The organism is Azospirillum griseum, from assembly GCF_003966125.1.
Classification (GTDB): domain Bacteria; phylum Pseudomonadota; class Alphaproteobacteria; order Azospirillales; family Azospirillaceae; genus Azospirillum; species Azospirillum griseum.
Genome location: NZ_RXMA01000016.1, coordinates 1 through 10,778, shown reverse-complemented (window position 1 = coordinate 10,778; position 10,778 = coordinate 1). Strand labels below are relative to the sequence as shown.

The following is a 10,778-nucleotide window of genomic DNA, read 5'->3' as shown; positions in this document are numbered from 1 at the left end:
CCCGCCTATTTCGCCAGGGCCTTGACCTCGCGGTCCCACTTGCCGAGCAGGCGGGTGCGTTCGGCGGTGGAGCCGTAGCGCGCAAAGTCGTAGGAAATCAGCTTCATCTTGTCGATGCGCGGCGCTTCGGCCGGGATCGCCGCACCGGCGTTGCTGGGAATCTGATAATTCTTCACCTTGGCCGACAGCGCTTGCGCTTCCGGCGTCAGCGCCCATTCATAGAAGGCCTTGGCCGTTTCCATGTTGCGCGCGCCCTTGATGATGCTCATCGATCCGATTTCGTAGCCGGTCCCTTCGCAGGGGGCGACGATGGACACCGGGGCACCGGCGATGACCTCGGTCAGCAAATCATGCTGGAAGGTGATGCCGAGCATGGTTTCGCCCTGCGCCACCGACTTGGCCGGGGCGGCCCCGGATTTGGTGTATTGGTTGACGTTCTTGTGCAGCTTTTTCAGGTAGTCGAACGCCGCGTCCTCGCCCATCAACTGCACCATCGTCGCCAGCATGGTGTAGGACGTGCCCGAGGAATTGGGATCGGCGACCTGCACCTCGTCGCGGAAACCGGCCCCGATCAGATCGGACCAGCAGGCGGGCGGCGTCAGCTTGCGCTTGGCCAGCAGATCCTTGTTGTAGCCAAAGCCCAGGGCACCCATGTAGACGCCGACCGTGCGGTATTGCGACACCTCGGCCTGCTTCACCGCCCAGCCATACAACTCCTCCAGCTTGTTGGATTTGTAGACCTCGGTCAGCCCTTCCTCGGCGGCCTGCAAATGCGGATCGCCCGACCCGCCGAACCAGACGTCGGCCTTCGGGTTGGTCTTTTCCGCGCGGAGCTGGGCATAGACCTCGCCGGAGCTTTTCCGGGTCATCAGCGTCTTGATGCCGGTCTGGCGTTCAAAACTGGTCACGGCCTCGCGGCACCAATCCTCGTTGACCGAGCAATAGATCACCACTTCGGCGGCCGACGCCGTGGACGGGGTAACGCCGACGGCGGCGGCCACGGTGGCCAGCGCGCTCGACGCCAACAGGACCAGACGGGACGGAGCCAAACGGAACAGGCCCCGATGACGCGGCGGTTGGTTGTCGGGGCGGTGGGTGTGGCGGTGCATGATGGTCCTCCCAAATGATTTTTTAGGCAGGCGTGTGTGCGGACGGACAGGCGCCTGAAACGCCGCGCCGAAGCTCCCGGCTCTGTTGGCCGATCGGGTTTGCGCCATCGGATGAAACGGGTGAGGGCAGCCCTGCACGCGCGTTCATTCGTTAGACAAGCTATTCGAGCGCCCCATCAGAGTCAATCCCCAGCGCGCCCATCATGGAAAAATTATTCTATCGCTGAAATCACTGGGAAAACGCCAATTTTAGGGCAGTTTCCTTGCCCATTCTCCAGCCGTCTTCGCTGCACCGCACACCAAAAGCGCTCGATTATGGAACGTATGGATTATGCACGCGCGTGCATAAAAACGCACGCTCCACCGCTGTTCGGGCAAGAGCGGGCTTGCGGAACAGCCCTCTTCCGGGCGAGAGTCGCGGAGCAGGAGCGCCCGCGTGGCGCGTTTCAACCAGAACGGTGGAACCGGTGAAATCGCGTGTGACCGCCCAGCATGTGGCCGACCGGGCCGGAGTGTCGCGGTCGGCGGTGTCGCGTTGCTTTGGCGACGGGCAGGTGTCCGACGACACCCGCAAACGGATCGAAACGGCGGCGGAGGAGCTGGGCTATCGCCCCAACGCCATCGCCCGTTCCCTGACCGGGCGCAGCACCGGCTTGGTGGCCCTTCTGGTGGCCGAAATGGACAACCCGCACGTCGACATCGTGCTGAAAAAGCTGCTGCTGGCGATTGCGGAGGCGGACAAGCGCGCGTTGGTCATCCCGGAAACCCCGCGCCAGGACGTGACCGAATCCACCATGCACGCGCTGGACTATCAGGTGGACGCCATCGTCGTGGTCGGCGGCACGGTGTCCGACCGGGTGGTCGGCCAATTGCGCGCGCTCGACACCCCGGTGTTCCAGTTCGGCCGCCAATTGGCCGGGTTGGGCGGGGTCGCCTGCGACAGCCATCTGGGCGGGCTGCTGGGCGGGCAGTTCCTGATCCGCAGCGGGCGCACGCGCATCGCCTACGTCACCAAAACGTCGAGCACCGATTCAAACCAGCGGCGGCGCGCCGGTCTGGCCGCCGCGCTGGGGGCCGCCGGGCTGCCCTTGCTGGAGGAATTGTCCGAGGACAACAGCTTCGAGGGCGGTTACAACGCCGCCACCCGCCTGTTCGCCCGGTTGGAACGGCCCGACGCGCTGTTCTGCTTCAACGATATGTTCGCGCTGGGCGCGCTCCAGGCCGCCAGCGCCTTCCGCCTGCGGGTCCCCGAGGATGTCGCGATCCTGGGTTTCGACGATATCCCGATGGCCGCCTGGCCCGCCTTCGCCCTCAGCACGCTGCGGCCCAACCTCGACGCCCAGATCGCCCGGCTGATGGCGATGATCGCCGAGGTGTGCGACGGCGCGCCGCCACGCCGCACCGTCGATCTGGTCGTGCCGGAGCTGGTGATCCGACGCACCGCCTGTTGACCCCCCGATCCTCACGGAAATGTGTCCGGCTGTGATTTGCCGCCACGCACGCCCCGCCCTATGGTTATGGGGTGAAAAACAACGCGCCGCCCGGTCACGATCGGTCAGCCTCAGCCGTTCGCTTTTGGGAGATCACGCCAATGCTGTTCAAATTCCCCACCGCGTCGCAAGCCCGCGAGGACGAGGTCACGCCGCACGGGCTGTATCTCTCCCGCCGCGCCTTGATCGGTGGCGGGGCGGCGGCGCTGGCGTTGGGCGGCACCGCCTTCCCCCTGGACGCGCGCGCCGCCACCTTCCAGGTTCCCACCACCCGCAAACCCGCCGACGCCGCGCTGGACACGGTGACGCCGATCAAATCGGCGACGACCTACAACAATTTCTACGAATTCGGCACCGGGAAGGCCGATCCCGCCGACGGGGCCAAGGCGCTGCGCACCCGGCCATGGGAAATCACCATCGACGGCGAGGTTGCCAAGCCGCTGACCATCGGCATCGACGATCTGCTGAAAGTCTCGATGGAGGAACGCATCTACCGCCTGCGCTGTGTCGAAGGCTGGTCGATGGTGATCCCCTGGATCGGCTTCCCGCTGGCCGAGCTGCTGAAGCGGGTGGAGCCAACCGGCAACGCCAAGTTCGTCGCCTTCCAGACCCTGATGGATCCCGAACGGATGTACGGGCAAAAATCCTGGGTGCTGGAATGGCCCTACACCGAGGGGCTGCGGCTGGACGAGGCGATGCACCCGCTGGCCCTGATGGCGGTCGGCATGTATGGCGAGATTCTGCCCAACCAGAACGGCGCGCCGATCCGGCTGGTGGTGCCGTGGAAATACGGCTTCAAATCCATCAAGTCGGTGGTCAAGATCACCCTGACGAAGACCCAGCCGCCGACCGCCTGGAACCGCTCCCAGCCGCGCGAGTATGGCTTTTACTCCAACGTCAACCCGGAGGTCGATCACCCGCGCTGGAGCCAGGCGACCGAACGCCGCGTCGGCGATTTCTCCCGCCGCAAGACGCTGCCCTTCAACGGCTATGGCGACGAGGTGGCGTCCCTCTACACCGGCATGGATCTGCGGGTGAATTACTGACCATGCGCGCGACGTTGAACGCCCTGCTGCTGTCCCGCTGGGCCAAGCCCGTGGTCTTCGCCCTGGCGCTGGTCCCGCTGGTCTGGACCGTCTGGCTGGCCTGGACCGGCGAGCTGGGGGCCGAACCGATCCTGGAAAGCGTCAAGCAAAGCGGCCTGTGGGCCTTGCGCTTTCTGCTGATCGCGCTGGCCCTGACACCGCTGCGGGTGTTCACCGGGGTGGCGGCGCTGGCCCGCTTCCGCCGGATGCTGGGGCTGTTCGCCTTTTTCTACGCCAGCGTCCACCTGTTGACCTATGTCGGGCTGGACCAGTTTTTCGACTGGCACGCCATCGGCACGGAGATCCTGAAACGCCCCTACATCACCATCGGCATGGGGGCCTTCGTCATCCTGACCGCGCTGGCCGCCACCTCCACCGATGGCATGGTCAAGCGGCTGGGCGGCAAGCGCTGGCGGGCGCTGCACCGGGGCGTGTTCCTCGCCGGGCTGGGCGGATGCCTGCATTTCCTGATGCTGGTGAAGGGCTGGCAAACCGCGCCGCTGGTCTACGGCGCGCTGTGTGCCGGTCTGCTGGCGCTCCGCCGCTGGCCGCTGCGCCTGCCCAACCCCCGCACCGTTCGGACGCTGGCCCCCAAGCCCCAAGATGGGTAACATGTGATCCCTCCTCCCGAGAGACCAACGCATCTTGGCATCCGTTTCCGAGGCCCTTTCGACCGCTCTCGATCTTCATACGCAAGGTCGGTTGGCCGACGCCGAGACGCTCTACCGGCGCGTGCTGGACGCGGTCCCCAGACAAGCCGACGCCTTGCACCTGCTTGGCCTGCTGATGGCGCAAACCGGTCGGATGACGGAAGGGTTGATGCGGATCGAAACCGCGATCGCCATCAACCCCGCCCCCGCCGCCTATCATCTGAATCATGGGAAGATCGCGGACGCGCTGGAGCGGCACGAGCAGGCGTTGCGTGGCTACGCCAACGCCCTGTTCCGCCAGCCTGGACAGGCCGACGCCGAGGCGCGCCTGATGATGATCGCCCGCCTGCGGGCGGAGCAATCGTTCGACGAGGGCCGTTTCGACGAAGCGACCCGCCTCTACCGGCGCGCGTTGGCGCTGGCCCCCAACGATCTGGCGGCATCCTTCGATCACGCCATTGCCTTGAAACGGTGCGGACGTTTGCCGGACGCGGCCCACGCCCTGACCCGCACCGGCCGGCTGGATCCGACGCTGGATCGGGTGCAGGTGGAACGCGCCGCCATCCTGGAGGCGATTGGCGACCTCGCCGGTGCCGCAGCGGCCTATCGCACCGCCGCCCTGATCACGCCGACCGACTCCGCCCTGTGCTGGGCGGCGGCGGTGATGCTGCACCGCAGTGGTGCCGCACCGCGTTCCGTGCTTGCCGCGCACCGCCGCTTTCTGGCGCTCGAACCTGCACACGCCGCCGGGTGGAGCAACCTGTGTCTGATTCTGCGCTGCGTCGGCGACCGTGCCCCATCGGTGCTGACCGGGCGGCGCGCGGTGGCTTGTGCGCCGACGGACCTCGCTGCGCGTGTGAATCTGGGGGCGGCCCAACTCGTTGCGGAGGATCCCAGGGCCGCCAGCGCGACCGCCCGGATGGGCGTTGCTCTGGAACCAGGGTCCGCCAGCGCGCTGCTCAATCTGGGCGCGGCCCTGACCGAAACCGGAGCGGCGACCGCCGCCGAACCGCCGCTTCTGCGCGCCTTGCGCCTTGCGCCCGGCGAACCGCTCGCGCTGGCCCAACTGGGACGGGTTCGGGCAATGTTGGGCCTGGCGCAACCGGCCATCGCGGTTTTGCACCGCGCCCTCGCCACCCAGCCAACGGACGAGGAGGGATGGGCCTCGCTCAGCCGGGCGCAGCATCTGGCGGGGGATGTGACGGTCGCCTTGACCTGCGCCCGGCGGGCGTTGCGCCTGGTTCCCCAACACCCGCGCGGATCGTTGGGAGAGGCGATGGCCCTGACGGCCATGGGCGAAACCGCGCGGGCGCTGGTCGCTTATGACCGGGCAATCGCCGCCGCGCCGGGCCTTGGGACCGCCTTCACCCAGCGCGCCTTGCTGTTGCTGCGACCGGTTGCCCCACCGCCCCCGCCCCGCGCCCCGTCGGGACGCCCGCGTGTGATGGCCAGCCAGATCGGCAACGCCGGGCGGTTTGGCAATCAGGCGCTGCAATACGCGTTTTTGCGGCTGTACACCGAGCACGTCGGGCTGGAGTTGGAAACCCCGGACTGGATCGGGCGCGCGCTCTATGGCTTCGACGATCCGCTCCCCGGAACCCCGCTGCCCACCTTGCACGAGGACGACGGCGCTTTTGCCGCCGTGCTGGCGGACCGGGAAGCCGATCGCAGCGCCGGGCACGACATCGTCGGGTATTTCTGCGGTGACACCACGCCGTTCGCCCCCTTTCGCGCGCGGATTCAGGGGTGGTTCCAACCGGTCGGCGCGGTCGCCGCGCACGCCGACGCCGCGCTGGCCGCGCTCCGCGCCCGTGGGCGCACCGTTGTGGCCATCCATCTGCGCCGGGGCGATTTCGGCGGCGGGCGGTTCTGGATCGCGCCGGAACGCTGGTATCTCGATTGGTTGGCGCGAATCTGGCCGACGCTCGACCAGCCGGTGCTCTATGTGGCCACCGACGCACCGGCGCTCGTCAACCGCTTCGCGCGCTACGCGCCGCTCCAGGCCACCGATCTGGCAACGCCGCTGCCGGGGGCGGAGTTCTTCGCCGATCACTGGATCCTGTCGCAGGCGGACGTGATGGCGGCGTCGAACAGCTCCTTTTCCATCACCGCCGCGATGTTCAACGCCCGGGCGCGCCTCACCGTCCGTCCCGACCGCCAAAGCGGGCAATTGGTCCCCTTCGATCCCTGGGCTGGCCCGGTGCTGTGGGAGTGAACCTCAGCGGCGCACGTAAAAGGCATCGCCCCAACTGTGGTGGTGCGGGCTGATTTCCTCGACCCGTTCGAAGCCGTGCGGAAACAGCAGATCGTCCAGATCGGCCAGACGGCCGCATCCCTCATACAGTTCGGCGTAATTCGCCTCCGTCACCACGGCGTCAAAACCCGACAGCAACGGGCCGCAACCGGCAAGGATCATCCGCTCCGCCCCCTGGGTGTCCATCGCCAGGATGTTGAACGCGTCGGCCTCCACCCCATGCGCCGCCAGAATGGCCGGCAGCGTGTCGGTCTCCACCTCGATGGTCCCGCTGACGGTGATGTGCGGGTACAGGGTCAGATGCTCGCGGGGGGGGAGAAGCGAACTCGACATGCCACCGCTCATCCGGGCGAAACGGGCGTGCCCGGCGCGGTCCGACACCGCGCGGTTGATGCACAGGACGTCGGGGTTGTCGGCAAAGCGGTCGCGCAGCCCGACGAAGGTGTCGGGATCGGCCTCGATGAAGACGACACGGCGGCACCCCGCCTCGACATAACCGTCATACTCCTGCCCCTCGTTGGCTCCGACATGGACAATCCCGCGCGGGACCACGCCATGGCGGGCAAACAGGTCGGCGTACTGGAACATGCTCTGGTCGCGGGCAAACAGCCGTTTCCAGTGGCGGGGGGCGACCGCCAGATGGGTGGCCGGTGCCCCATCGGTCGGCGCGGTGCGGCGGAACTCCAGATTTCGGTTTGCGAAACGGAACAGGCTGTAGCCGCGCGCCTGCAACAGGGCGTAAACCCGCTCAAGATCCGCAGCGGCCTCGTCCTGGTCGAACTGGATGAAATCGATCCGGCGCAGGCGGAGCAACCGGTCGGCCCCCTCCAGCATCGCCAGCGCGCCACCGGCACGGTGCAGCACCAGCCAATCGATGTGGCGCACGCCCCGCTCGTCCGCCCAGCGGTCGAGCGCAGCGGCGGGCGGCGCGGTCTGGATGATCCGCTCAGCGGCAAAGCCAGCGATCCACCCCTCCACCTCCGTTCCGGCGGCGAGCAGGAGCGTCCCGGAAGGCAGGAAGCGCTTTTGCAGCAAAGCTTCAGGCGGCACCATCGTCATCGTTCGCTGTCCCGTTCCGCCATGTCAGAAATTCCGGAGCAAAGGGTTCTTTGGATCAGTGAGTGCGCAGCGCCATCAGGCGCGCGTGGTGCTCCCAGGTCTGTTGCCGCCAATGGCTGGTGAAGAACAGCCCGCTGCGTTCGGCAAAACAGCGCAAGGCGTAGGCGCGCAGCGGCTCTCCGGTCGCCACCGTCCGGGCGGCTTCGGCGGCCTGCTCCCACTCCTGGATGATGATCGCGCCGAACCGGCGGTAGATGGGATCCAGAATGCCGGTGCGTGTGATCGGGACCGCCCCCACCGCCAGCGATTCCCACAGGCGGATCGAATCCGGGGCGTTGCCGCGCGGGCAGATCACGAACTTCGCCTGGCCCAAAAGCTGGATGTAGTCGCGGTACGGCAGCCGTTCGCGCAGCACATGGGCACCCTCCACGACGATGTCGCGCCGCTCGGGTGAGGTGGCCGACATCGGCGTGACCAGAATGTCGATCGGCCGCTCCGCCCAAGGCAGGCCACCAACCGCATCCACAATCGCCTGCTGGTCGCCGCAATCCCGTTCCTTCTCGGCAAAACCCGAAGGGTATTGCAGAATTTTCTCCGACCATTGCGGCAGGAACGGCCCGGACCAGGAAACGATGCGCTCGTCCTCGAGCAGGAACGCGTGGTCAAGCGGGCAAATGTCGCTCACGCCCGTGACCAGGCCGATTGGCACCTTCAGCTTGGGCAGGATCTGGCAAAAGACCGGAAGCGCGTCGGTCTTGATGAACACCAAATCCCCGGCGCGCACGCGGTCCAGGTCCAGACGGTCGTGCGCGTGCACCCGGCTGGTCCCCGCCCGCCGATAATACTCCTCGCTGTGGTCCAGCGCGTGGCTGCAAAAGGCGGGTGGGGTGTTGTAACGGAACAAACCGATGTCCATGGTCGCACCCGGCCTTGATTGGGTCGTGTGGTCGCCGCAGCGCGCACGCGCCCGTCGTAGCATTTGCACCCGGCCCCATCAACACATCCCGATCACAGGATCATACGGATGGGGCGGACGATTCCACCGCCATTAAGGCTCGGTTGACGGTTCGGCGTTAGCGTGGATCGGCCCGCGCGCCGATCCATTGCGCCTCTGGACGAGACACACAACGCCATGCCCCGTTTTCTTCAGCGCGCGACCGCGATCAGCCAGGGAACGCCCCGCCGCTCGGTCGGATTGGTGATCCCGCCCTCCGCGTTCCTGTTGGACGAACGGGTCTTCGTCAGCCTGGGCGTTCTCAAGGTCGCGGCGGTGCTGGAACAGCGCGGGCACGCGGTGAGCGTTCTCGACCTGTCCGGCGTCAGCAATTTCGAAGAGGCTTTGCGGGCCTTTCTGGAGAACGCGGGCGTTGAGGTGCTTGGCCTCACGGCGACCACCCCGCAGCTTCCCGCCGTCGCCGTCATCGCGCGCGTTGTCCGGGCGGAGCGGCCCGACATTCGCCTGGTGTTGGGCGGCCCCCACGTCACCTTGACCCATTCCGCGCTGAAGTTGGAACGCAAGGCCGGTCAGACGAACGGACGGGCCGCCGCATCGGTCCGTCGGCTGGAAGAGATGTTTGACATCCTCTGCACCGGCGATGGTGAGTTGACGATCCTGCGGGCGATCCAATCCGATGCACCGGCGTTGATCGACGGTGACGACATGGTCGGCGACTATTTCCTGGACGACGAAACTTATGAAGGCACGCCCCTGCCCGCCCGCCATCTGGTTGATCTGGACAGCTACCGCTACACAATCGAAGGCCATCGCGCCACCAGCCTGATCGCCCAGCTTGGCTGCCCGTTCGGTTGCGGGTTCTGCGGTGGGCGCAACAGCCGCAGCCTGCGGGTCATCCGCACGCGAACGGTCCAGTCGATCGTCGATGAGGTCGCGTTCCTGCACCGGACCTACGGCTACACCGGTTTCATGTTCTACGACGACGAACTCAACGTCAATCGCAGCATGGTTGCGCTGATGCGGCAATTGTCACATCTGCAGGACCGGTTGGGGGTGGAGTTCCGCCTGCGCGGTTTCATCAAAGCCGAACTTCTGACCGACGAGCAGGCCGCCGAAATGCGCCGCGCGGGCTTCCGCTGGCTCCTCTGCGGGTTTGAGGCGGCGCACCCGCGCATCCTGACCAACATCCAGAAACGGGCGACCCTGGACGACAACACCCGCGCGGTGGAGATCGCCAAGCGGCACGGCCTGAAGACCAAGGCCCTGATGTCCATCGGTCATCCGGGAGAAACCGAAGACAGTGTGCTGGCGGTGCGTGATTGGCTGGTCCGCATGGAGGTCGAGGATTTCGACTGCACCATCATCACCACCTATCCCGGGACCCCCTATTACGATCAGGCGCTCCCTCACCCTGAGCATCAGGATGTCTGGACCTACACCCAACCCAAAACCGGCGACCGGCTTCACAGCATCAACGTCGATTTCACCCAAACGGCGGAGTATTACAAGGGCGCGCCGGACGGAGGATACAAATCCCACGTCTTCACCGACCATCTGTCCGCCGCCGACATCGTTGCCCTCCGCGACCGCGTTGAATCGGATGTCCGCAAGACGCTGGGCATCGCCTTCAACCCATCCCGTCCCGCCATGCTGTATGAGCATTCCATGGGACAGCCCCTGCCCCCTTCCATTTTGCGATCCGGAGTTGGTTGACTGCGGATCGCACCGCCTGATCACTCCCGCAGCCCACCTTTCAAACAATCACGCGTTCGCATGAAAGCGGGAACACCTTTTGATTTTCTGATCCCGCGTTCAGAAACGGTCTTTGTTCTCATCCCCGCCCGATGCGCACCGCCGCAAATTCCCTTTGCAACGGTTCGAACAGGTTTTCACGCTCTCCCAGTCGCGCGCCCATTTCTTCCGCCACGCAAAAGGTCGCCCGCAAGCCAGGCAGGACTTTTCCGGCAAGGTGGATTTGGTGTAGCGCTTGTCAGTCATCGAGAGTCCAACCGGTTGACCGCAAGATCAAGAATAATAGAACGCACAGCAAAAACCCCTGAAAGCTTTTGGCTTTCAGGGGTTTTTGTAGATTTGGTTGCGGGGGCAGGATTTGAACCTGCGGCCTTCAGGTTATGAGCCTGACGAGCTACCGGGCTGCTCCACCCCGCGGGCGATG

General features: G+C 66.0%; 9 protein-coding genes and 1 tRNA gene. 5 read left to right on the top strand and 5 right to left on the bottom strand.

Annotated elements, in window-relative coordinates:
* Positions 1 to 5: 5 nt before the first annotated feature.
* Positions 6 to 1,109 (bottom strand): ABC transporter substrate-binding protein, encoded by a 1,104-nt coding sequence (locus tag EJ903_RS16275; protein WP_126617338.1) that lies wholly within the window; start codon positions 1,107 to 1,109, stop codon positions 6 to 8.
* 467 nt (positions 1,110 to 1,576) lie between these two features.
* Between EJ903_RS16275 and EJ903_RS16270 the strand changes: the two genes are divergently transcribed.
* The 4 genes from EJ903_RS16270 (at position 1,577) to EJ903_RS16255 (ending at position 6,549) form a co-directional block, all read left to right on the top strand.
* Complete coding sequence (locus EJ903_RS16270) at positions 1,577 to 2,560, top strand: LacI family DNA-binding transcriptional regulator (protein WP_158627945.1); 984 nt, start codon at positions 1,577 to 1,579, stop codon at positions 2,558 to 2,560.
* Between the two features lie 140 nt (positions 2,561 to 2,700).
* Complete coding sequence (gene msrP / locus EJ903_RS16265; RefSeq protein WP_126617334.1) at positions 2,701 to 3,645, top strand: protein-methionine-sulfoxide reductase catalytic subunit MsrP; 945 nt, start codon at positions 2,701 to 2,703, stop codon at positions 3,643 to 3,645.
* A gap of 2 nt (positions 3,646 to 3,647) precedes the next feature.
* Positions 3,648 to 4,295: a protein-methionine-sulfoxide reductase heme-binding subunit MsrQ gene (locus tag EJ903_RS16260; protein WP_126617332.1), complete on the top strand. Its 648-nt coding sequence runs from the start codon at positions 3,648 to 3,650 to the stop codon at positions 4,293 to 4,295.
* Between the two features lie 34 nt (positions 4,296 to 4,329).
* Positions 4,330 to 6,549, top strand: coding sequence for a tetratricopeptide repeat protein (locus EJ903_RS16255; protein ID WP_126617330.1), 2,220 nt, complete (start codon positions 4,330 to 4,332; stop codon positions 6,547 to 6,549).
* 3 nt (positions 6,550 to 6,552) lie between these two features.
* On the opposite strand, the gene EJ903_RS16250 is transcribed toward EJ903_RS16255, so the two are convergent.
* The gene (locus tag EJ903_RS16250; protein WP_126617328.1) at positions 6,553 to 7,647 is read right to left on the bottom strand and encodes an FkbM family methyltransferase; all 1,095 of its coding nucleotides are present in this window, start codon (positions 7,645 to 7,647) and stop codon (positions 6,553 to 6,555) included.
* A 55-nt stretch (positions 7,648 to 7,702) separates the two neighbouring features.
* A complete protein-coding gene (locus EJ903_RS16245) occupies positions 7,703 to 8,563 on the bottom strand; it encodes a glycosyltransferase family 47 protein (RefSeq protein WP_126617326.1) in 861 nt (286 codons plus the stop codon).
* Between the two features lie 216 nt (positions 8,564 to 8,779).
* Here EJ903_RS16245 and EJ903_RS16240 point away from each other — a divergent pair, with 216 nt between their 5' ends.
* Entirely contained in the window at positions 8,780 to 10,315 is a 1,536-nt protein-coding gene (locus EJ903_RS16240) for a B12-binding domain-containing radical SAM protein (RefSeq protein WP_126617324.1), read from the top strand.
* Between the two features lie 99 nt (positions 10,316 to 10,414).
* Here EJ903_RS16240 and EJ903_RS16235 read toward each other — a convergent pair whose 3' ends face one another.
* Both EJ903_RS16235 and EJ903_RS16230 read right to left on the bottom strand, forming a co-directional pair.
* A complete protein-coding gene (locus EJ903_RS16235) occupies positions 10,415 to 10,600 on the bottom strand; it encodes a DUF2256 domain-containing protein (protein ID WP_126617322.1) in 186 nt (61 codons plus the stop codon).
* 94 nt (positions 10,601 to 10,694) lie between these two features.
* A tRNA-Met gene (locus EJ903_RS16230) sits at positions 10,695 to 10,771 on the bottom strand.
* Positions 10,772 to 10,778: the final 7 nt, after the last annotated feature.

Bases quoted from the DNA above. Each gene is read 5' to 3' on its own strand.
- EJ903_RS16275 (WP_126617338.1), bottom strand. From the start codon at position 1,109: ATGCACCGCCACACCCACCGCCCCGACAACCAACCGCCGCGTCATCGG.
- EJ903_RS16235 (WP_126617322.1), bottom strand. From the start codon at position 10,600: ATGACTGACAAGCGCTACACCAAATCCACCTTGCCGGAAAAGTCCTGC.
- EJ903_RS16245 (WP_126617326.1), bottom strand. From the start codon at position 8,563: ATGGACATCGGTTTGTTCCGTTACAACACCCCACCCGCCTTTTGCAGC.
- msrP (WP_126617334.1), top strand. From the start codon at position 2,701: ATGCTGTTCAAATTCCCCACCGCGTCGCAAGCCCGCGAGGACGAGGTC.
- EJ903_RS16260 (WP_126617332.1), top strand. From the start codon at position 3,648: ATGCGCGCGACGTTGAACGCCCTGCTGCTGTCCCGCTGGGCCAAGCCC.
- EJ903_RS16250 (WP_126617328.1), bottom strand. From the start codon at position 7,647: ATGACGATGGTGCCGCCTGAAGCTTTGCTGCAAAAGCGCTTCCTGCCT.
- EJ903_RS16240 (WP_126617324.1), top strand. From the start codon at position 8,780: ATGCCCCGTTTTCTTCAGCGCGCGACCGCGATCAGCCAGGGAACGCCC.